Source organism: Rhizobium leguminosarum bv. trifolii WSM2297, assembly GCF_000271845.1.
In genome coordinates this window covers 3,834,479-3,856,980 of record NZ_JH719395.1, presented here as the reverse complement: position 1 = coordinate 3,856,980, position 22,502 = coordinate 3,834,479, and the positions used below count along the sequence as shown (strand labels likewise).

General features: G+C 62.6%; 20 protein-coding genes. 16 read left to right on the top strand and 4 right to left on the bottom strand.

Annotated elements, in window-relative coordinates:
- Positions 1–121: 121 nt before the first annotated feature.
- The 4 genes from RLEG4DRAFT_RS33780 to RLEG4DRAFT_RS33765 all read left to right on the top strand — a co-directional run bounded on the left by RLEG4DRAFT_RS33780 (position 122) and on the right by RLEG4DRAFT_RS33765 (position 3,421).
- Positions 122–649, top strand: a complete 528-nt coding sequence (locus RLEG4DRAFT_RS33780) for a hypothetical protein (protein WP_245277999.1) — start codon at positions 122–124, stop codon at positions 647–649.
- A gap of 76 nt (positions 650–725) precedes the next feature.
- Positions 726–1,874, top strand: coding sequence for a DegT/DnrJ/EryC1/StrS family aminotransferase (locus RLEG4DRAFT_RS33775; RefSeq protein WP_003583575.1), 1,149 nt, complete (start codon positions 726–728; stop codon positions 1,872–1,874).
- A gap of 32 nt (positions 1,875–1,906) precedes the next feature.
- Positions 1,907–2,665, top strand: coding sequence for a cephalosporin hydroxylase family protein (locus RLEG4DRAFT_RS33770; RefSeq protein WP_003583574.1), 759 nt, complete (start codon positions 1,907–1,909; stop codon positions 2,663–2,665).
- Positions 2,666–2,689: 24 nt separating this feature from the next.
- Positions 2,690–3,421: a GNAT family N-acetyltransferase gene (locus RLEG4DRAFT_RS33765; RefSeq protein ID WP_003583573.1), complete on the top strand. Its 732-nt coding sequence runs from the start codon at positions 2,690–2,692 to the stop codon at positions 3,419–3,421.
- Here the strand turns inward: RLEG4DRAFT_RS33765 and RLEG4DRAFT_RS33760 are convergent.
- Positions 3,369–3,701 (bottom strand): hypothetical protein, encoded by a 333-nt coding sequence (locus RLEG4DRAFT_RS33760; RefSeq protein WP_003583572.1) that lies wholly within the window; start codon positions 3,699–3,701, stop codon positions 3,369–3,371. The genes RLEG4DRAFT_RS33765 and RLEG4DRAFT_RS33760 overlap by 53 nt on opposite strands.
- 60 nt (positions 3,702–3,761) lie before the next feature.
- Positions 3,762–5,384: a GumC family protein gene (locus RLEG4DRAFT_RS33755; protein ID WP_003583571.1), complete on the bottom strand. Its 1,623-nt coding sequence runs from the start codon at positions 5,382–5,384 to the stop codon at positions 3,762–3,764.
- 135 nt (positions 5,385–5,519) lie between these two features.
- On the opposite strand from RLEG4DRAFT_RS33755, the gene RLEG4DRAFT_RS33750 reads away from it, so the two are divergent.
- The 12 genes from RLEG4DRAFT_RS33750 (at position 5,520) to RLEG4DRAFT_RS33695 (ending at position 21,147) form a co-directional block, all read left to right on the top strand.
- Positions 5,520–6,569 (top strand): glycoside hydrolase family 5 protein, encoded by a 1,050-nt coding sequence (locus tag RLEG4DRAFT_RS33750; protein ID WP_003583569.1) that lies wholly within the window; start codon positions 5,520–5,522, stop codon positions 6,567–6,569.
- Between the two features lie 2 nt (positions 6,570–6,571).
- Positions 6,572–7,840: a hypothetical protein gene (locus RLEG4DRAFT_RS33745; protein WP_037094995.1), complete on the top strand. Its 1,269-nt coding sequence runs from the start codon at positions 6,572–6,574 to the stop codon at positions 7,838–7,840.
- Between the two features lie 46 nt (positions 7,841–7,886).
- Entirely contained in the window at positions 7,887–8,903 is a 1,017-nt protein-coding gene (locus tag RLEG4DRAFT_RS33740; RefSeq protein ID WP_003583565.1) for an acyltransferase family protein, read from the top strand.
- Between the two features lie 291 nt (positions 8,904–9,194).
- Entirely contained in the window at positions 9,195–10,079 is an 885-nt protein-coding gene (gene purU, locus RLEG4DRAFT_RS33735) for a formyltetrahydrofolate deformylase (protein ID WP_003583563.1), read from the top strand.
- Between the two features lie 114 nt (positions 10,080–10,193).
- Positions 10,194–13,115, top strand: a complete 2,922-nt coding sequence (locus RLEG4DRAFT_RS33730; RefSeq protein WP_003583562.1) for an aminotransferase — start codon at positions 10,194–10,196, stop codon at positions 13,113–13,115.
- A gap of 521 nt (positions 13,116–13,636) precedes the next feature.
- Entirely contained in the window at positions 13,637–13,831 is a 195-nt protein-coding gene (locus RLEG4DRAFT_RS33725) for a hypothetical protein (protein WP_003544544.1), read from the top strand.
- Between the two features lie 122 nt (positions 13,832–13,953).
- A complete protein-coding gene (locus tag RLEG4DRAFT_RS33720) occupies positions 13,954–14,949 on the top strand; it encodes a P1 family peptidase (protein WP_003583561.1) in 996 nt (331 codons plus the stop codon).
- 55 nt (positions 14,950–15,004) lie between these two features.
- Positions 15,005–15,925, top strand: coding sequence for a LysR family transcriptional regulator (locus RLEG4DRAFT_RS33715; RefSeq protein ID WP_003583560.1), 921 nt, complete (start codon positions 15,005–15,007; stop codon positions 15,923–15,925).
- A 149-nt stretch (positions 15,926–16,074) separates the two neighbouring features.
- On the top strand, positions 16,075–17,601 hold the full coding sequence (locus tag RLEG4DRAFT_RS33710; RefSeq protein WP_003583559.1) for an ABC transporter substrate-binding protein: 1,527 nt from the start codon (positions 16,075–16,077) through the stop codon (positions 17,599–17,601).
- A 305-nt stretch (positions 17,602–17,906) separates the two neighbouring features.
- Entirely contained in the window at positions 17,907–18,854 is a 948-nt protein-coding gene (locus RLEG4DRAFT_RS33705; RefSeq protein ID WP_003583558.1) for an ABC transporter permease, read from the top strand.
- Between the two features lie 3 nt (positions 18,855–18,857).
- Positions 18,858–19,805, top strand: coding sequence for an ABC transporter permease (locus RLEG4DRAFT_RS33700; protein ID WP_003583557.1), 948 nt, complete (start codon positions 18,858–18,860; stop codon positions 19,803–19,805).
- Positions 19,756–21,147, top strand: coding sequence for an amidase (locus RLEG4DRAFT_RS33695; RefSeq protein ID WP_003583556.1), 1,392 nt, complete (start codon positions 19,756–19,758; stop codon positions 21,145–21,147). Before RLEG4DRAFT_RS33700 ends, RLEG4DRAFT_RS33695 begins: the two co-directional genes overlap by 50 nt.
- Here the strand turns inward: RLEG4DRAFT_RS33695 and RLEG4DRAFT_RS33690 are convergent.
- Entirely contained in the window at positions 21,116–21,997 is an 882-nt protein-coding gene (locus RLEG4DRAFT_RS33690; RefSeq protein ID WP_003583555.1) for an NlpC/P60 family protein, read from the bottom strand. The genes RLEG4DRAFT_RS33695 and RLEG4DRAFT_RS33690 overlap by 32 nt on opposite strands.
- Positions 21,998–22,030: 33 nt before the next feature.
- Entirely contained in the window at positions 22,031–22,381 is a 351-nt protein-coding gene (locus RLEG4DRAFT_RS33685) for a MarR family transcriptional regulator (RefSeq protein ID WP_003583553.1), read from the bottom strand.
- Positions 22,382–22,502 lie beyond the last annotated feature (121 nt).

The following is a 22,502-nucleotide window of genomic DNA, read 5'->3' as shown; positions in this document are numbered from 1 at the left end:
CTACGGGGCGCGGTTACTTTCCTGCAACGGCCGTTCTACCGCTCGATCGCCAATTCGGCGATCGCCCGCGACGGCCCGCAGGAAGGCACCAATGACGTCATGACGAGCTGGGATCGCTATCGTGGCGGGCTTGAATATTTCCTATTATACGGGCGTCAAGCGCGGGGCGCTGACCCTCACGCCCGAGACGCGTCTCAAATATGACGAGATGTGCAGGATCTTCACGCTTAATCGCATGGCGGCCGCCTTCCGCTTCTGGGCGGTGCGCAAGAATTTTATCAAGGCCTATAAGCTCTGTACCCGCATCATGTGGGGCGGGATGCTCGACCACCCGGACATCCGTCCCTTCCGCGAAGGGCTGCCGCTGATGGTCGCAATTCAGACGCTGGTCAGCGAGGTGAATTCGGCAATCGGCATCGATACGCTGCTTCTCGCCGGTTTCACGGAAATCGCAGCCCTCGACAATCTGATGCGGGAACTCGGGTTGAGCGAAAGGGTGAAAGTGACAAAGAAACTGGCAGACAGCCCGCTGGAAAGCACCGCAGTCTTCGTTAGCGCCAACAGCGACGGGGAATATTTCGTAGCCCTGGGCTACCTGCCCAATCTGGTGTTCCACGAGCACGATCTTGCCCGGCACGTCATCATGTGAGCCTCGCGCCAGTTTCAAAAACTAGCGTCGTGGCGGGCGCCTGCGTCTTGATTTCAATTCAACAGAAATTAGCGGCATGACAAACAGGATCTTCTACACCAAGCCTTCCATCACCCAGCTTGAAACCGATTATGCCACGGATGCGGCAGCGACCGGCTGGGGCGCACGCTGCTACGACTACATCAATCGCTTCGAACGCGACTTCAAGACCTATCTCGGCAGTGACTTCGCTATTGCGACATCGAGCTGCACCGGCGCCATGCACATGGGCCTGGCCGCCCTCGGTGTCGGCGCAGGTGACGAAGTCATCCTCGCTGACACCAACTGGGTCGCCACCGTCTCGCCGATCGTCCATCTCGGCGCCAAGCCGGTCTTCGCCGACGTGCTGCCGGATTCCTGGTGCATCGATCCGAGCGAGGTCGAGCGGCACATCACTCCGAAGACCAAGGCGATTATCGCGACCCACATCTACGGCAATCTTTGCAATATGGATGCGCTGCTCGAGATCGGCAAGCGCACCGGCATCCCGGTGATCGAGGACGCGGCGGAAGCGGTCGGCTCCGTCTGGAATGGCCGCCGGGCCGGCTCGATGGGTGCCTTCGGTACCTTCTCTTTCCACGGCACCAAGACGTTGACGACGGGCGAGGGCGGCATGTTCGTCACTAACGACGCCGCGCTTTACGAACGGGTGCTGACGCTCAGCAACCACGGCCGGGCTCGCGGCCAAACCAAGCAGTTCTGGCCCGACGAGATCGGCTTCAAGTACAAGATGTCCAACATCCAGGCGGCCATCGGCTGCGCACAGCTCGAACGCATCGAAGAACTCGTCGCCCGCAAGCGGGAGATCCTGGCGGCCTATATGGTCCGGCTTTCCGCCTTGCCCGGCATCTCGATGAACCCGGAATATAGCGGCACGATCAACGGCGCTTGGATGCCGACCGCGGTCTTTCATCCGTCGACGGGTACCACCCGCGAGATGATGCAGCAGGCCTTCGAGACCGCCAATATCGACGCGCGCGTCTTCTTCTATCCCCTGTCCAGCCTCGAGATGTTCGAGGATCGGCCAGAGAACGTGAACGCCTGGAGCATTCCGGGCCGCGCGATCAACCTGCCCAGCTATCACGACATGAGCGAGGCCGATATCGATCGGGTGGCGGCAACGCTGCTCGATGTGGCGGCCGGGCGGATTTACCACAACAGCACGGCATTGCGGCAGTCGATCTGAGACAGCCCTACAGCAAAGGACAAAGAACAGTCATGACCACGAAGGACGATCGTCTCGAATTCGAAGCCCACAAGCGGGAAATGTCACTTGCGCTCGGCAAGGACGAGGCAAGTTTCCAACAATCGCTCAACACGCTGATCGGGCTCGACAAATTCGACTACTTCTATTTGTGGTCATGGATGGGGGTACCAATTATCCAGCTTCCGGTTGATATCCTGGCGACCCAGGAAGTCATCTGGGCGACCAAGCCCGACGTCATCATCGAGACCGGCATCGCGCGCGGTGGCTCGCTGATCTTCATGGCGTCGATCCTCGCCGCCACGGGCAACGACAGGGCCAAAGTTGTCGGCGTCGACATCGACATCCGCGCCCATAATCGCGAGTCGATCGAATCCCATCCGATGTCGAGCCGGATCAAGATGATCCAGGGCGGTTCCGTCGACGACGACGTGCTTGCCGCCGTGAAGGCCGAGATTCCACCGGGCGCCCGGGTGATGGTGGTGCTCGACAGCGACCATTCCTACGAGCACGTTCTGGCCGAATGCCGCTCCTACGGTCCGCTGGTAACGGAAGGCTGCTACCTCGTCGTCGCCGACACGCTCATCGGCCACCTGACCGAGGAACAAGCATTCACAAAGCGCTCCAAGGTCTGGCTGCGCGGCAATGAACCGCTGAAGGCTGTCACCGACTATCTGACGGAAACCGACCGTTTCGAAGTCGATCCGGTGCTGAACGGCAAGCTGGTGCTGTCTTCCTCGCCGGGCGGTTACTGCGTCTGCCGCAAGGCGTGAGCGGACAATCGGGGATCGTCGTTCATGGCGCAGGTCGATATCGTCAGCCTCAAGGACAATGCGGATCCGGCCAGACGGCTCCGCCTGCCGATCAGCGACGATAGCGGCAGGCACGTGGGCGACCTGCAATGTATCGACAGGTCGATGCTCGACGAGCCCGACCTGATCGACGACCTGACGAGGTGGCGCAACCAGTCGATGCCGTTTTTCCTCACCCAGTTCAGCGCCACCGAGGAACGCACGCGGCAGTGGCTCGAGACCATCTCGCTGCCCGCCGCCGACCGAATCCTGTTCGTCATTTGCGATCCCGGCGGAAACCGATTCGGCAATTTCGGCCTCTGCAACATCCGGCCTGGCGCCGCCGAATTCGACAACGTCATCCGCGCCCGGGCGAGCGATATCCGCAATCTGATGTTCCATTGCGGCATGACAATGCTGGAGTGGATGTTTTCCGGGCTTGGCGCCGAAACGGCCAAGCTGCACGTCTTCTCTCACAACGAAAAAGCGATCGGCCTTTACAAGCGGCTGGGCTTTGCCGCAGCCGAAAGCCTGCCGCTGCGACGCACCGAGGAACAGGGCGCCGTCAAATATTCGATCGTCGATCGATCGGACGCGAATGCCGGCTTCGACTATCTGAGGATGGAGCTTCCGGTCGAACATTTCCGGCAGGCGCATCCAGGAGCTTTCTCAACGCCTCCAGCGCCTACCGCACCGGCTGGTAATGACCGCGCAACGGCACCTTGCCGCCCGTGGTGACAAAACCGTCGCGTTCGCAGACATACATCAGCGTCGGCATGCCGCCGGAGCGGAAGATCTCGTCGTAGCGGCGGCGGATCTGAACGGTTTCAGTGCGGCATTTATAGGATTCCTCCTCCTTCTTGTCCGGCTGCGCCTTGACGCCGGGCAGGCCCTTGTAGGGGTAGAGGGGCTGAACGCCGGAATCGAGCGATTTTGTCCAATCGACGGCAAAGGCGGACGCGGGCGCAAGGCTAGACACGGCAATTAGCGACGTCAGAAGCATCATTACAAGCCGCATGGGAATTCTCCTGCCCTCAGTAGGCCACATCACAGGATGTAGGGAAACCGATCGCGGTCATCAAGCGGCGGTTGCGGGCGATTTCCTGAAATAACTTCTGACGACGGGGTGGCTGAAGAGGCCGGCGAGGATCGCAAAGCCGGCGCCGACGACAAAACCGGCGAGAAGTCCGCCGATGATGCCGGCGACCAGCAGGATTTTCTTTCCCGGGCCGTCTGCCTTGACCGGCGGCTCGGCCGGCGAGATGACGCGAATGTTACTCTGGTTGAGGTTCTGCTCCTCGCTCGTCTGGCTAGAGCGTTTCAGCACCGTCTCGTAGATATCGCGCGCCGCCGTCGCCTTGCGCTGCAATTCGTTCAGTTCCACCTGCTTGTCCGAGGTGCTCGCCTGTAGCGCCTTCTGCACGGCAAGCTCCTTGGCGATGCTGTCCTCGGCAGCCTTCGCCTGCTCGTATTCGCCTCTTGCCGACGTGGCGAGCCGCTGCAATTCGCCCTTGATTTCGCCTGATATGCTCTGCAGCGAGGAGCGGGCCGCCTGTAGGCGCGGGTGGCGCGTGCCCATCTGGCTTTCGAGGCTGCCGACGGCGGCGGCCTGGGTGGCATATTGCTGACGCAGGCTGACCAGCGGCGAAGTGACGCCACCCTCCGCCTGGTTGCCGGCAACGATGTCCTCGACGCGAAGATCGGCGACGGCATCGGCGCGAGCCTTGGCCTGGATGGTTTTTTCCTGCGCCGTCACCAGCATCGTGTTCAGCGAGACAAGCCGCTGATCGGAAATCAGATTGCCTTCGGTCGCGGCCATGTCGTTGTCGGCGCGGAAGGTTTCGACAGCCTGCTCGGCCTCCAGCACCTTCTGGCGCAGATCGTCGAGACGTCCGTCAAGCGTCGAGGAGGTGTTTTCGTAGATGCCGTTCGAGGCGCTGTTTTCTTCCGCGGTGAAGGAGGTGACGACCTGGTTGGCAAGCCTTGCGGATTTCTCGGGATCGTTGGTCGTCGCCGCAAGCGAGACGACATAGGTGCTGGCCTGGCGGGTAATGACCAGCGCCTTCTGCAGGGCGCCGATCACGGCGGCGCCATCGGTGCGGCCGCCGGTGAATTCCGGATCCTGGTCGAGCTTCATGGTCTCGACGACGCGGCGCAGCACATTGCCCGAGGTCAGGATCTGCACCTGGCTGTCGATCAGCGTCGAGATCATTTCCGGCGAAGGCCCCGAAGACTGCGCGCCCGCATCGGCAAGGCCGATCTGGCGCGGATCGAAATAGAGGCTGCTGACGGCGGTGAATTTCTGCCCGATGGTGGGCGCTACGACCCCGCCGGCAGCGGCGCCGAGAAGGGCAAGTCCAAGCACGACCAACCGCCGGCTCCAGATCGCGGCGACGCTGGAACGCAGGTCGAGAAGCGGTGCGGCAGGCGCGGGCATTGCGCTCGATGGCGTGTCCACGACCGGCTGTTTCGTGGGCGCAGCCGGCGGCGGAGGCGCCTGGCGCTCGGTTTGGCGGGTTTGCGCAACACTTGCCGGCGGCGGCACAAAGGCAGGCGGGGTGGGTTCTGGCGCCGGAGAGACGAAATCATCCGGACGGACCACAGGACTGCGCAAGCGCACGCCTTCCGGCGCAGTCTGAGGCGACTCATAACTGCGCCAGCCAGGGAGCCGGCTTACCCTGTTCCTGTCATACTGGTTCATACGCGCACTCGTGTCCTGCCCAGCGTGAAAGACTGAAGCCGAGGTGCTCAGACTTTAGAAATTCTTAGCTAACGGACCGTTAAAATAATCTCAGCGACGCCGATGTTGCGATTTGCCGCGATTGCGAGGAGTGCCATGAGGACGAGACGACATCTGACGGCGCTGCTGCTTGCGGCCGCTCTCGTCCCCTCGCCGACCCTTGCGGCCGACCCGCCCTGTTATCGCGGCGTCAATCTTTCCGGCGGCGAATATGGCGAGCGCGACGGCATTTACGGGACGAATTACACCTACCCCAGCGAAGACACGATCGGATATTTCGCCCAAAAGGGCATGACGATCGTCCGGCTGCCCTTCCGTTGGGAGCGGCTGCAGCCGGCGCTCGGCGGCCGGCTCGACGAGGACGAACTCAAGCGGATCAAGGATACCGTCGGGCTGATCCGCAAGCACGGCATGGCCGTGCTGCTCGACCCGCATAATTTCGGCTATTACGACAAGACGCAGATCGGCACGGCGCCGGCGTCGGATGCCGCCTTTGGTGATTTCTGGGCAAGGCTTGCGGTCGAATTCGCCAATCAGGACGGCGTGCTCTTCGGCCTGATGAACGAGCCGCACGATATCAAGGCGACGGACTGGCTCGATGCCGCCAATGCGGCGATCCGCAGCATCCGCGCCGTCGGCGCCCGCAACCTCATCCTGGTGCCAGGCACCGCCTGGAGCGGCGCTCACAGCTGGGAACAGGACGTGATCGGCGGCGCCAACGGCACGGTGATGCTCGGCGTGCGCGATCCGCTCGACTTCTACGCTTACGAGGTTCACCAGTATCTCGACGTCGATTCCTCCGGAACGCATCCGACCTGCGAGGGTGCCAACGCCGCGGTCGAAGCGATCGCCGGCGTCACCGCCTGGCTGAAGAAGAACCACAAGCGCGGCTTTCTCGGCGAATTCGGCGTCTCTGCCGACAAGGACTGCATGAGCGGGCTGACCGAGATCTATTCCACCATGTCCGATAATGGCGACGCCTGGCTCGGCTGGTCTTATTGGGCCGGGGGCGAATGGTGGCCGCCCGATGAGCCGTTCAACGTCCAGCCGCGAAAGGGCACGGAACGGCCGCAGATGCGGCTTCTCGCCAATTCGGCAAAAGCCAAAGCCGGCGCCTGCAGCGCTGTCAAGCCGGTGGGGCATTGATGGTGGCGGTCCTCGACCAGAAGGCAGCTTTCCCCGCAGCCGGCAGTGTAGCCGGCGAAGCGGCGCGGACCGATCATACCCTGCTCTGGCTCGGCCTGCTGTCGGTGCTCTACAACGGCATTCTCGCCTTCGTCAACCACAACATCGCGCCGCTCTCGATGACGCATGTCGCCGCCAGCGAAGGGCTGATCATGGCGAGCGCCATCATCTACATCCTGCACAAGGGGATCTACGAGACCGATCTGCCGGCTTTCCTGTTCCTGCTGTTCACGCTTGTCGTGACGATCTATGTCAGCGTGCTCAACCGCATGCTGTTCGTCGATCATTTCCGCAACGTGCTGATCATCTTCTGCTTTACCGGGCTCGGCGGCTGGAGCAACGAGAAGACGATGAAGCTCGCCTTTCGCTGGGCAAGCCTTGCCGTCATGATCTTCCTGATCTTCGAGATCGTCAGCGTGCCGTTCTATGTCAGCATCGTGCATCCGTCCGATTATTTCGCCAATACGCGCGGGCTGCTGCCGCTGAGCTACAACACGACGGGCCTGTTCCAGAACGCACTCGGTTTTCCCGAGCGTTTCTCCTTCGGCATCATCGACCACCGCTCGTCGTCGATCTTCCTCGAACAGGTCTCGCTCGCCAATTTCTGCGGCGTGATCGCGATCTATCTGATTTCCATGTGGGAAAGAATAGGCCGCTGGGACCGGCTGCTGTTCATCGGCACGGCGGTGCTGATCCTGGTGACGAACGACACCCGCACGATGCTGATCTTCTGTTTTGCCTGCATCGTCGGCTATTTCGTCTTTCCGAAGATCCCGAGGAATTTCAATCTGGCGCTGATGCCGCTGATCGTCGTTGCGGGGTTTATCGTCTACACCTTGAAACCCAATGCGACCGGCGACAATTTCACCGGCCGCATCAACCTGACGATGAAGAAGATCATGGAGCTCGATCCGCTCGCCATTCTCGGGCTTTCGGTCGACCGGGTCGCCGAATTCGCCGACAGCGGCTATGTCTACTTGATCTACGCGGCGACGATCTTCGGCGTCATCGCCCTATGGCTGTTCGTCTGCCTCTTTCCGGCCGGGCGCACGGCGGCGCAGCGGCGTTGCGCCCATTCACTTTCTCTTTTCATTTTTCTGAATATGATGATCGGGGGCACCGCGGTTTTCTCGATGAAGATCGCCGGGCTCCTGTGGTTCGTCGTCGGATTTATGCGCTTCCACGACAGCCCGCGCCTCCGGCAGGATCGTGCGGCGGATGTAAAGAGTTGACCGCAGCGGCACGGCGCCCGCGCGAGCCCGAGGAGCAAGACACCGGATGCTTGTCCAGCTTCAATATCTGCGCGCCGTCGCGGCGCTGATGGTCGTCTATTTCCACGCGATATTGCAGCTTGCCAAGGTCAATCCGGCGCTCGATGCCACTGCCTTCGTCTATGGTGAGACCGGCGTCGACATCTTCTTCGTGCTCAGCGGTCTCGTGATGTGGCTGACGACGAGCGGACGGGCGATGAGCCCCATCGATTTCGCCCGCCGGCGCATCAAACGCATCGTCCCGCTCTATTGGCTGGCAACGCTGTTTTCGGCTGTCGTGGCGCTGGTGGCCCCGTCATTGCTGAAATCGACAGTGTTCGACCTGCCGCATTTGATTGCCTCGCTGCTCTTTCTGCCATGGGCCAATCCCGCCGATCCGAGCACCATCACCCCTGTCGTCGTGCCAGGCTGGACGCTGAATTACGAGATGTTCTTCTATCTCATTTTCGCGCTGCTGCTGCCGCTCTCGGAAACCCGTCGCATCCCGGCAATGTTTGCCGTCTTCGCCGTCATCCTGATCGCCTGCCGGCTGCTGTCGGAAACGACGGCGACCCGGTTCTACGGCGAGCCGATCATCCTGGAGTTTCTCGCCGGCGTCGTGCTCGGCTGGCTCTACCGGCAGAAAATGCTTCTGCCGAACCGCTGGGCATGGGCAGCACTTGCCATGGGCTTTGCGTTCCTCTTCATCAACGAGGCGCTGATGCGGCCGGAAAGCCGGTTCTACGCCTGGGGGATTCCGGCGATCTTCATCGTCTATGGCGCCGTTTCCATCGACTTTTCCAGGCTGCCGGTCCTCGCATGGCTGAACTATCTCGGCGACTGCTCCTACAGCATCTATATCACCCACGCCTTCACGCTGGCTTTCCTGAGGGTCGCCGCCGACCGCCTGCCGATCGGCATCTTCAAGCAGCCGGTGCTCTTCGTGGTCCTGGCGCTGGTGCTCTCGTCGATCGGCGGCGCGATCATCCATGAAATCACCACGCCGCGCCGGAAGGTTGCGGTGACGAGCCGTCCTCCGGCCTAAAACATGTCGTGATCCTTGGTTTCCCGCATCTCGATGTCGCAAACTGGTCAACAGCTTTGCGCGGCATGCTTTAGTTTCAGCCACTGAAGGCGAGAATACACATCCCGGCGGCGCTGGCGGCACAACTTTTCCAGTAACTTCTCCTAAGCTGACACCGGCGATGAGAGAACTTGCAGGAACGTGATGGTTTGTCTTGCAATTTGTCGCATGAATGAAAGCGTGCCGACCTATTCGCCGCCCGGGCTTTGATTTAAGCACGGCGGCGGTCTTGGAGAGGGAAGAGGGAAAGACATGAGAAGCTATGTATTGACGGTATCCTGCAAGTCGACGCGCGGCATCGTTGCGGCGATTTCGAGCTATCTGGCCGACAAGGGCTGCAACATCATCGACAGCTCGCAGTTCGACGATCTCGATACTGGCAAGTTCTTCATGCGTGTCAGCTTCATTTCGGAAGAGGGGCTTTCCGGCAGCGAGATCGGCGCCGATTTTTCAGCCGTCGCAGCACCCTTCGAGATGGAGTACGAGTTTCACGACAGCGAGAAGCGCATGAAGGTGCTGCTGATGGTGTCGCGCTTCGGCCATTGCCTCAACGACCTGCTCTACCGATGGAAGATCGGCGCGCTGCCGATCGATATCGTCGGCGTCGTTTCCAACCATTTCGACTACCAGAAGGTCGTGGTCAATCACGACATTCCCTTCCACCATATTCCGGTCACCAAGGCCAACAAGGTTCAGGCCGAAGCCCGTATCATGGATGTGGCCGAGCAGACCGGCACCGAGTTGATCGTGCTTGCCCGCTACATGCAGATCCTGTCGGACGAAATGTGCCAGAAGATGTCGGGCAAGATCATCAACATCCACCATTCCTTCCTGCCGAGCTTCAAGGGCGCCAATCCCTACAAGCAGGCCTATGGCCGCGGCGTCAAGCTGATCGGGGCAACCGCCCATTACGTCACCGCCGATCTCGACGAAGGCCCGATCATCGAGCAGGACACGGCACGCATCACCCACGCGCAGTCGCCCGACGATTACGTCTCGATCGGCCGCGATGTCGAAAGCCAGGTGCTGGCGCGCGCCATCCACGCCCATATCCACCACCGCACCTTCATCAACGGCAACCGCACCGTGGTCTTCCCGGCCAGCCCCGGCAGCTACGCGTCCGAACGCATGGGTTGAGTCCGGCGCGGCATCTCTTTTGCTGGCAAACGACAATCGCCCGTTGCCTGCCAGCGGCAAGTACTTGATTATCTCTTTCAATAGGTAATCGAATCATGCTGCGGGAGGGGTGTCATGACCGACGAGGCGCTTGTTGATCGCATGGCGCTGCCGCGTCCCGACGTGACCGCTGCCGACGCGGAAGAGATCCTTCTTGCCCATTACAGTCTGTCCGGCACCATTGCCGAACTCGGCAGCCAGCAGGATCGGAACTACCGCGTCGATAGTGATCGCGGCCGCTACGTCCTGAAGGTCTGCCATGCCGCCTACGAGACCCGCGAACTCGAAGCGCAGAATGCCGCGATCCACCACCTCAAGAGCAAGCAGGATGCGCCACGCGTTCCCAATGTGATCGCAACCAATGACGGGCGGGAGATCGTCGTCCTGACCCTGCGCGGACAGGGCTACCAAGTCCGGCTGTTGGAATATCTGGAAGGCCGGGGGCTGGCGGAGCTGACCTACCTGGCGCCGGCCTCCGTTGCCGCACTCGGCGCGCTCTGCGCGAGGCTGGCGCAGGCGCTCGCCGATTTCAACCATCCCGGCCTCGACCGCAGCCTGCAATGGGATCTCCGGCGGGCCGGGCCGGTCGCGGTGCAGCTGCTTTCCGCCATCACCGACAGCGCCGCGCGCGACCGGATCGCCAAGACCATGGTGATGGCCGTTCGCCGCATCCAGCCCTTGGCGCCATCGCTTCGGCTGCAGGCGGTGCATCACGACGTCACCGGCGACAATGTCGTCGGTCACCGCAATGCCCATGGCCACACCATTCCCGACGGGGTAATCGATTTCGGCGACATCATCCGCGGCTGGCTGGTCGGCGACCTCGCCGTCACCTGCGCTTCGCTGCTGCACCAGGCAGAGGGCGACCCTTTTCATATCCTGCCTGCCGTCACTGCCTATCAGGCGATCTATCCGCTGACCGAGGAGGAGCTGAAGGCACTCTGGCCATTGGTCGTCGCGCGCGCGGTCATTCTCGTCGCCAGCGGCGAACAGCAGATTTCAGTCGATCCGGATAATGACTATGCCCGCGGCAATCTCGACCGCGAGTGGGCGATCTTCGATACGGCAATGTCCGTTCCCTTCGAATTGATGGAAGCCGCGATCCTCAAGGCAGCCGGCGCGGATATTGCGACCCCGGAAACGTCGGGATGGCTGCCGCTGCTACCTGACATCGATCCTGCCGCGATCGCCTATGTCGATCTTGGGGTGCGGAGCCCGCATCTTTCCGCCGGCAACTGGCTGAATGCCGACATGGACTGGCGGCTGCTGGCCCGCGCTGCGACCGAAAACGGTACGGCAGCGACGCGCTACGGCGAATATCGGCTTTCCCGCGCCGGAACCGCCGGAAGACAGGCGACCAGCGCCCTGCATGTCGACATATGCCTTGCCGCCGGCAGCGCGGTCGCCGCGCCCTTTGCCGGCCGGATCGGCTGGAAGGACCAGCATCTGACGCTGACCGGCGACGGCATGACCCTGCACCTCGACGGGCTCGACCTCTCGGTCGAGAATGAAGCCGAGGTTGCCAGCGGCGACCCACTCGGCGCGGTTGTCGGAGAGGCTTCGTCGCTCGGCGGGCTGCGCGTGCAGCTTTGCAGCGTCGCCGGGCTTGAGCCGCCGCTCTTTGCCACACCGCGCGAGGCAGCGGCCTGGTCTGTGCTCTGCCCTTCTCCCGCGCTGCTTCTCGACCCCGGAGCCGATGCGCCGAAACCTGAGACCGCCGAGCTGCTCGCCAAGCGGCAGGCGCATCTCGCAGGGGCGCAGAAGAATTATTACGCGGCGCCGCCGCAAATCGAGCGCGGCTGGCGGGAGCATTTGTTCGACGTCGAGGGCCGCGCCTATCTCGACATGGTCAACAACGTCTCCATTCTCGGCCACGGCCATCCAAAGCTCGCAGCGGCGATCAGCGCCCAATGGCTGCGGCTAAACACCAATTCGCGCTTCCACTACGCCGCGATCACGGAATTTTCGGAACGCCTCGCCGCACTGGCCCCGGATGGGCTCGACACGGTCTTCCTCGTCAACAGCGGCTCGGAGGCGAACGATCTGGCGATCCGGCTGGCGCAGGCTCACAGCGGCGCCCGCAATATGCTCTGCCTGCTCGAAGCCTATCATGGCTGGTCGGCGGCGAGCGACGCCGTCTCCACCTCGATCGCCGACAATCCGCAGGCGCCGACCACAAGGCCCGACTGGGTGCATGCCGTCGTTTCGCCGAATACCTATCGCGGCGCATTCCGCGGTCCCGATACGGCGGCGGCCTATCTCGGCGCCATAACGCCGGTGCTGGAGGCGATCGATGCCGGCGGCGAGGGCCTTGCCGGCTTCATCTGCGAATCGGTCTACGGTAATGCCGGCGGCATTCCACTGCCGGACGGGTATCTCGGCCAGGTCTATGCTGGAGTGCGCGCCCGCGGCGGCCTCTGCATCGCCGATGAGGTGCAGGTCGGTTATTCCAGGCTCGGCCATTATTTCTGGGGCTTCGAACAGCAAGGCGTCGTGCCCGATATCATCACCATCGCCAAGGGCATGGGCAACGGCCATCCGCTCGGCGCCGTCATCACCACACGGGAGATCGCCGGGTCGCTGGAGAAAGAGGGCACCTTCTTTTCGTCCACGGGCGGCAGCCCGGTCAGCTGCGTCGCCGGCATGACGGTGCTCGACATCATGGCCGAGGAGGCGTTGCAGGAAAATGCCCGCACGGTCGGCGATCATCTGAAGGCGCGGCTTGCCGCACTGATCGACCGCTACCCGATCGCCGGGGCCGTGCACGGCATGGGCCTTTATCTCGGCCTCGAATTCGTCCGCGACAGAACGACGCTGGAGCCGGCGACGGAAGAGACGGCCGCCATCTGCGACCGGCTGCTCGATCTCGGCGTGATCATGCAGCCGACCGGCGATCACCAAAATGTGCTGAAGATCAAACCGCCGCTCTGCCTCAGCATCGAAAGCGCCGATTTCTTCGTAGACATGCTGGAAAAGGTGCTCGACGAAGGCTGGTGAGCGGGCCTTTCCCGTATTAACCAAATCGGTCATTTCGAGGCATTTCGATTTTTAACGAAACGGCCCATTGCCTGAATCAGCGAGGCTTCCTATGTCTGCCGCGACGGTCGAAAGAGTTGAGATTCTGTCATGCGAATTTTACGAAGAGCTGATATGTTTCTTTCCGTAAGTTTGACTGAAGGTGGAATGAATTTTTTCGGATCGTCGATATTTTGACACGTTTCGGAATATGTTTCTGACAGGTTACCGGGTAATCTCTACCAAATTAGTAGATTATCTCAGGCAGCCACCGCCGGCCCCGGGTTCTTCCGGGACCATTCAAGTGCAACGCCAACGCAAGGAACGAGTATGATAAACATCGATATTCTCGCCGATCTCCTTGGGCGATCTGTGCTTGGCAATGACCGTCCGGGCGCCCTCTCCCGCCCGAACTGTCGAATGTGACGTTCGTCCTCCTTTCAACGGTACCAGACAAGTCAATTCGCCATGGCTGCGCATGTCGCGCGGTAGGAGTTCTATCTATGAAGAAGCAAGTTATCGAATATGCAGGCGTTCCCGTCGGGATCGTAATTCCCGACGAAGATCGGCTGAAATTCATCGCTGTGAAATTTCATGTCCACGACCTCGACGAGCAGCGTTTCGGCTCGCCCGATGAGGTGCGGCTGGCCATCCACGATCTGATGACCCGCCGTCATCCGAAGCCGCTTCATGCCTGACGGCATGCGGCCGCTCCCGATTTTGCGGCTTCCTGATGTGACCGGTCCTGCCAAGGGGCCGGTCTTGTTTTTTGAGGGCAATTGCAGTCCTATCGGCGGCCTTTCCGCATAAGGATCCGCCCTTGCCCGATCTTCTCAATCTGCTCACCGACATCGACGGCGTTTCCGTCGGCCATGCGACCGATCTCGTGCTCGGTTCCGGCGTCACGGTCATCGTCTTCGACGAACCGGCCGTTGCATCCGGCACGGTGCTCGGCGGTGCGCCGGGCGGGCGCGATACGAGCCTGCTCGACCCGTCGATGACCGTCAACGCCGTCGATGCCTTCGTGCTCTCCGGCGGCTCGGCCTTCGGGCTCGATGCCGCCGGCGGCGTGCAGGCGGGATTGCGCGAACTCGGCCGCGGCTTCACCGTCGGGCCAGTGCGCATACCGATCGTGCCGCAGGCGATCCTGATGGACCTGCTGAACGGCGGCGACAAGGATTGGGGGCTGCACTCACCCTATCGCGACATGGGTTATGCTGCGTTGAAGGCTGCCGCAAAGGGCGCATTTGGGCTCGGCACCGCCGGCGCCGGGACCGGGGCGACGACATCCACCTGCAAGGGCGGGCTCGGCTCGGCCAGCGCCGTCAGCAGCGCCGGCCATCGTGTCGCGGCGATCGTCGCCGTCAATGCGCTCGGCTCCGCAACGATCGGTGACGGGCCGCATTTCTGGGCGGCACCCTTCGAAAAAGACGCCGAATTCGGCGGCCTCGGCATGCCTGCGATCGCCGATCACCGGATGCGGCTCAAGGGCATGGACGGGCCGGCGACGACGATCGGCGCGGTGGTGACCGACGCGCAGCTGACCAAGGCCGAGGCGCATCGGCTTTCGCTCGCCGGCCATGACGGTCTTGCCCGGGCGCTGCTGCCGGCGCACCTGCCCCTCGACGGCGACACCGTCTTTGCCGCTTCGACGGCCGGGCATCGCCGAGACGACATGGCGAGCCTGATGGAGCTTTGCCATCTTGCCACCATCGTCATGGCCCGGGCGATCGCCCGCGGCGTCTACATGGCGAGTGCCCTTCCGGTCGAGGGCGCGCAAAAGGCATGGCGCGACCGCTACCTTACCGGCGACTGATTGAATAGGGTGGGAATCCGAGAGATCGAATATGCCGAATGGCGGAGAAACGTGAATGCAGATCCGGGCGCTGATGTATTTCGACGAACTGGTCAGGACCAATTCGATGCGCCAGGCAGCCGAGAACCTCAACGTCGCGCCGACGGCAATCAGCCGGCAGATCGAGAACCTCGAATATCATTTCGGCGCGCCGCTCGTCGAACGCAGCGCCCGCGGCGTCAAGCTGACGGCGGCCGGCGAGTTGCTTGCCGCTCGCGCCGGGCGGACGCTGCGCGAACTCGACCACGTGCAGCAGCTGATCGAAGACCTGAAGGGCCTGCAGCGCGGCCGGGTCAGCATCTATGCCAACGGTGCGACCGTCGCCAATCTCCTGGCTCCGGCGCTTGCCGAATTCAGCCTGAAATATCCGCAGCTGCGTTTTAGCGTGACGATCACCAGCGCGCGGCAGGCGGTCGACGCCGTCAACAGTGCCGAGGCGGATATTGCGGTAACGTTGTTTGCGCCTGTCATCTCAGGCACCAAGGTGCGGCTGCGCTCCGAGATCGCCTATGATCTCATCGTCATGCCGCAGCATCCGGCTGCCGCGCATGCCGAAATCCCCATCAGGAAGCTCGCCGACTACGCATTGGCGCTGCCGGATCAATCCTTCGGCTTCCGCCAGGCCTTCGACGCGCTGTTCGAGAAAGAGGGGCTGAACCTTGATCCTGTCTTCGTCACCAGTTCGCTCGAAATGCTGAAGGAACTCGTGCTCAGCGGTGCTGCCGCCACGCTGCTGCCGGCGCTGACAGTCCGCCGCGAGATCGAGGCGGGCCATCTGCTGGCCATTCCGCTCGCCGGCAAGACCGGCATCCGCACCCATGTCGATCTCTGCGTCGCGCCGGACCGGCAGCTCTCCTTCGCGGCGACGAAGCTGCTGGACTTCATCGAGAGGTTCATGCGCGAACGCACCAGCCGCCGCCCCGATACGAAAGACTGAGCCTCCCGGCTTGCATTGGTGTCGGATTTGCTGTGTAGCTTTTTCGGCTACACTGAGCACACAAAATTGTCATTGTGTGTGCACCGGCCTAGTGTCAATCTCTTTGCAAAAGGGCCTTCGCCGGCGAGCGCGGCCAGACAGGGAACATGATGATCGAGCTTTCTTTTGCGCCGTCGCGCTTCGTCCGGCGACTTTCCCTCGCCGCCGCACTTTCAGCCGGCGTCGTGATGACGGCGATGACGCCGGCGGAAGCGGCAAAAACGACGCTCAACATCGGCATGAGCGTCGAGCCGACCGGCCTCGACCCGACGAGCGCCGCACCTGTGGCAATCGGCCAGGTGACCTGGCAGAACGTGTTCGAGGGGCTGGTGACGATCGACCAGTCCGGCAAGATCCAGCCGCAACTGGCGAAAAGCTGGGAGATTTCGCCGGATGGCCTCACCTATACGTTCAAGCTGCAGACCGGCGTCAAATTCCATGACGGCGAAGCCTTCGATGCGACGGCGGCCAAGTTTTCGCTCGACCGCGCCCGCGGCGCGGATTCGGTCAATCCGCAGAAGCGCTTCTTCGCCTCGATCGCCTCGATCGATACGCCCGATACCGAAACGCTGGTGCTGCATCTCTCGGCGCCGACGGGAAGCCTGATCTACTGGCTCGGCTGGCCGGCCTCGGTGATGGTCGCACCGAAGACGGCTGCCGACGACAAGGTGACGCCGATCGGCACCGGTCCCTTCAAATTCGCCGGCTGGGCGAAGGGCGACAAGGTCGAGCTGGAAAAGAATGCCGACTACTGGAACAAGGATGTGGCGGCCAAGCTCGACAAGGTGACGTTCCGCTTCATCGCCGATCCGCAGGCGCAGGCGGCCGCGCTGAAATCCGGCGATCTCGACGCCTTTCCGGAATTTGCCGCACCCGAGTTGATGAGTTCTTTCGACGGCGATGCGCGGCTCGTCACCAGGATCGGCAATACCGAGCTCAAGGTCATCGCCGGCATGAACAATGTCAAGAAGCCCTTCGACGACAAACGGGTCCGCCAGGCGCTGATGATGGCGATCGACCGGAAGACGGTGATCGACGGCGCATGGTCCGGCCTCGGCACGCCGATCGGCAGCCACTACACGCCGAACGATCCTGGCTATCAGGATACGACAGGCGTGCTTCCCTATGACGTCGAGAAGGCCAAGGCGCTGCTTGCGGAAGCCGGTTATCCCAACGGCTTCACCTTCACGATCAAATCGCCGCAAATGGCTTATGCGCCGCGCAGCGCTCAGGTGATGCAGGCGATGTTTGCCGAGATCGGCGTGACGATGAATATCGAACCGACCGAATTCCCGGCGAAATGGGTCCAGGACATCATGAAGGACCGTAACTTCGACATGACCATCGTCGCCCATGCCGAGCCGCTCGACATCGACATCTATGCCAGGGATCCCTATTATTTCAATTACAAGAACCCGACCTTCAACGCGCTGATGAAGAAGGTCCAGGAAACTGCCGATCCCACCGCGCAGAACGCGATCTATGGCGAAGCGCAGAAGATCCTCGCCGAGGACGTGCCGGCGCTCTACCTCTTCGTCATGCCGAAACTCGGCGTCTGGGACAAGAAGCTGAAGGGGTTGTGGGAGAACGAGCCGATCCCGTCGAATGTGTTGTCTGGGGTTTCTTGGGGGGAGTGAGGCAGATTCGGGCGGATTGAGAGGCACGGGATGAGTGAGGGAAAACCGAATAGCGAAACGCTCAATGCAGATCGGAGCCCTCGCCATCCCTCATTCCTGTGCTCGTCACAGGAATCCAGCGCGCCCAAGTCCTTGGGCGCAGGAAGCTCTCTTGGCTGGGTGACAGTCATTCACGGCGCAGACGCCCCGTGGCTGGATTCCTGTGACAAGCACAGGAATGAGGGAGAGTGGGGTGGCCGTCGCATCGTCTCGAAAGCCCTGCAGGGAAGCCATGCCCTAAACGCCACACCGAAAGCGCGGCACTCATGATCGCGCTCCTCGCCCGCCGCTTCGCCGGTCTCCTCCTCACCCTTCTCATCGTCTCGCTGCTGATCTTCGCGGTCATGGATCTCCTGCCCGGCGATCCCGCCTCGATCATGCTCGGCACCTCCGCAAGCCCGGAGACCTTAGCGGCGCTGCGCCATGATCTCGGGCTCGACCAGCCGCTAATCCTGCGTTACGGGCAATGGCTGACCGGCGTGCTGTCGGGCAATCTCGGCAATTCCCTGACGTATGGCGTGCCGGTCGCGGGATTGATCGTCGAGCGGCTGGCGGTGACGCTGCCGTTGGCGCTGATGGCGATCGTGCTTTCGGTAACGATTGCCCTGCCGCTTGGTGTGCTGGCCGCTGCGCGCCGCGGCGGTGTCTTCGACATCATCGCGACGCTGTTTTCACAGATCGGCATCGCCGTGCCCGCCTTCTGGGTGGCACTGCTATTGATCATCCTGTTTTCGACGATGCTCGGGCTGATGCCGGCCGGCGGTTTCCCGGGCTGGAGCGCCGGCCTGCTGCCGGCATTGCAGGCGCTTGTCATGCCGGCCGTGGCGCTGGCGATGCCGCAGGCGGGGGTGTTGACGCGCGTGGCGCGGTCGGCGGTGCTTGACACATTGCATGAGGATTTTGCCCGCACCGCCGTCGCCAAAGGGCTTTCGCGCAATGCGGTGCTGTGGCGGCATGTCGTGCCGAATGCGCTGATCCCGATCCTCACCATGATCGGGCTGCAATTCACCTTTCTCGTCGCCGGCGCGGTGCTGGTGGAAAACGTCTTCAACCTGCCCGGCCTCGGACGGCTGGCGCTGCAGGCGCTCTCCCAGCGCGACATCATCGTCATGCAGGATGTCGTATTGTTCTTCGCAGCCCTCGTCATTGTGGTGAATTTCATCGTCGACCTCTCCTATCTGGCGATCGACCCGCGGATGAGAAAGGCGGCCTGACGGATGGCACCGATCGTATCCGCCGCGTTCGCCGTCCGCCGGCGAGGCTTCAAACTTAGCCGGCGAATGAACTTGATTTCCGGCGCCGTGATCGTCAGCCTGCTGGTCGCCATAGCACTACTGTCGCTCGCCTGGACGCCGCTGCCGCCGGGAAAGATGCAGATCATCCACAAACTGCAGCCACCGTTGTCCTTCGGCCTGCTTGGCACCGACCAGTTCGGCCGCGACGTGCTGTCGATGCTGATGGCCGGATGCTGGAATTCGCTGTCGATCGCCATTACCGCGGTTGCGATCGGCGGGATGCTCGGCTCGATATCAGGCATTGCGGCCGCGGCGATCCGCGGTCCTTTCGAAACGCTGCTGATGCGCGTCTGCGACGTCATCTTCGCCTTGCCGCCGATCCTGTCGGCCATGGTGCTCGGGGCCTTTCTCGGGCCTGGGCGGTTCACCGCAATCACCGCGATCGCCGTCTTCATGATCCCGGTCTTTGCCCGCGTAACGCTTGCGACCTCGCTCCAGGCCTGGAGCCGCGACTATGTGACGGCGGCACGGGCGATCGGCAATACGCGCCTGACCATTTCACTGCGCCATGTGCTGCCGAACATCATCAGCCAGATCATCGTGCACGCCGCGATCCAGCTCGGGCTGGCGATGCTGACGGAGGCCGGCCTTAGCTTCCTCGGGCTCGGCATGGCGCCGCCGGCGCCAAGCTGGGGCCGGATGCTTTCCGATGCGCAAACCTATCTGGCACTGGCCCCCTGGCTGGCGATCCTGCCCGGCCTTGCCATCGCGCTCACCGTCTTCGGCTTCAATATGCTCGGCGACGGGTTGCGCGATCTTCTCGACCCGCGCGAGGCGAGCCGGATGTCCTCCCGAGAGGAAAAGCCCGAAAGACCATGCCATGACCGAAACCGACCTCACCATCCGCGAACTCAGGCGACGCTTTACTGACAAAAGCCTGTCGCCCCTCGAATACTGGCTCGCTCTCGAAGACCACATCGCAGCCTGGGAGCCTTCGATTTCGGCACTCTACCTCTATGATCCGGAGGCGGCCCGCGTACAGGCGAAGGCGTCAGCGGCGCGCCGGGCGAAGGGACAAACGCTCGGCCCCCTCGACGGCATTCCGGTGACGCTCAAGGAACTGATCGCCACGAAGGGTCAGCCGGTGCCGTACGGCACGAAGGCGATAGAGTTGACCTCCGCGGATGCCGATGCGCCGGCTGCGGCCCGGCTGCGGGAGGATGGCGCGGTGATCTTCGCCAAGACCACCTGCCCCGATTACGGCATGCTGTCCTCCGGCCTTTCAAGCTTTCATGCTCTCAGCCGCAACCCCTGGGACAGGACTCAGAATCCCGGCGGATCAAGCGCCGGGGCTGCCGCAGCCGCGGCGGCCGGCTACGGACCACTGCATATCGGTACCGATATCGGCGGTTCGGTGCGGCTTCCCGCCGGCTGGACCGGCGTTTTCGGCTTCAAACCGAGCCATGGGCGCGTTCCGGCCGATCCCTATTATGTCGGGCGCTGCGTCGGCCCGATGGCGCGCACGGTCGAGGATGCGGCCTTCTCGATGGCGACGCTGTCACGACCGGATTGGCGCGACGGCACCAGCCTGCCGCCAAACGATTTCAACTGGATGGATCTCGGCATCGACTTATCGGGCATGAGGATCGGGCTGATGCTCGATGCCGGCTGCGGGCTTGCGGTGGAAGACGAGATCAAGGTCGCGGTCGAAGCGGCGGCGAAACACTTCGAGAAGGCCGGCGCCACCATTATATCCGTCCAGCCGGTGCTGACACAGGCGATGCTGGATGGGCTCGACAACTTCTGGCGATCCCGCCTCTGGGGTGATATCGCAGGGCTCGACGAAAGAAGGCGCAATAGCATCCTGCCCTATATCCGTGATTGGGCGAAGGGCGGCGCCGATATCAGCGGCGTCGATGCGGTCAAGGGCTTCAACCAGACGATCGAGATGCGCAGGAGTTGCGGACGGCTGTTCACCGAGGTCGACGCCTTGCTGTCGCCGACCAATCCGATCATCTCCTATCCGGCCGAGTGGGCATCGCCAACCAACGATCCGGCCCTGCCGTTCGAGCATATCGGTTTCACGGTTCCGTGGAACATGTCGGAGCAGCCGGCCGCCTCGATCAATTGCGGCTTCTCCCGGTCGGGCTTACCGATCGGGCTGCAGATCGTCGGGCCGCGTTTTGACGACATGCGGGTCCTGAGACTGTCGAAAGCCTTCGAAGACTGGACGGGCGGCGTCAAAGCCTGGCCGCGGCCGCCGAGTCGCTAAATGGACGGCGGTAGCCGGTCGGCTGCTCATAGAGCCCGCCGATACGTTTGACGGCGGCCTCGAAATTCTCGCGCGACACCGTCATGCTGTGGCCGTTGGCGTGCAGGATGTTTTCCGGATCCTCGAAGACGGCAACATGGCCCTTCCAGAACGCCAAGTCGCCGCGGCGGACCTCAGAGCGGTCGATCGGCTGGCCGAGGCCAGCCGCCTGCATGTCGGTATCGCGCGGCGCAGATCTGCCCGTCATCAGCATCGCCAGCTGGACGAGGCCGGAGCAATCGATGCCAAGGCCGGACCGACCGCCCCAGAGATAGGGCGTCTCCAGGAAACGGGCTGCGATCTCGACGTAATCGGCGCCGTCGAGCCCGCCGATCGGCTGGACATGCCTGGCGAAGATCGCGGTTCCATCCTCCAGCACGACATAGCGATTGCCGCGCGCTTCCGCCTCGCCGGCGACATAGACGCGGCTTCCCATCGACAGGATGGCCTGGTGGGGTTTGCGCAGCTCCGGTTCCGGATAGAGGAAGGTGCGCTGAACGGTGACGATATGGGTCGGCGCCGGCCTGTCCTGCGAAAGCGCCTCTGCGGGGAGATAACCGACATAGCCGTCCGAAGCGGCTTTCACCCAGCACCAGCCGCCGGTGCGATCGAACACCGTCACATCCTCGCCAAGAAGCAGCTCGGTATCGATGCCACGCGCAAGGTTCGGTTCGGGGCGCAAGCCCGCGACCGGAACGGCAATGCGGGCCGGGGCGCCCTCGACGAAGCGCGACGCCTCTACCTTGCCTTCGAGCCCCGCTTCGGCGAGATCGGGCCGATAGGCATGCAGGCGGCGGTCGAGCATCGTCATTGACTTTCCTTTCAGACGGCCTTCAGAGGTCTCTCACAGCGGCAGCCGGCGGGCCTGATCACGGACGAGGTCGCCGAGCTTTTCCAGGTACAGCGCGCCGCCGACGGTGCGCTTGACGATCACGCTGCGCCGGTCGGCATCGTCGCGCACACGATCGACCAGCCCCATCTCGCCCATCGTATCCAAGGCGCGGGTGATGACCGGCTTGGTGACCTCGAGTGTCGCGGCGAGCCCGCGCACCGTATGCGGCGGCGGCACCAGATAAATATGCAGCAGGATCGCCATCTGGCGCAACGTCAAATCGCGGTCATCGTGGCGGACCTGATCGAGCGCCACGCCATGCCAGAGCCCCAGCGCCTGCGAGGCGGTCAGTTCGATCGGCACGGCCCCTCCGGAAAATCGTTACGCTAACGTTTCATTTTCCGGCAGTTGCCATGGACATGCAAGAGGCGGCAGGAATTGCCGCCCGGCAGGGTAAATAAAATTTTAACGATCGGCAGCGAGG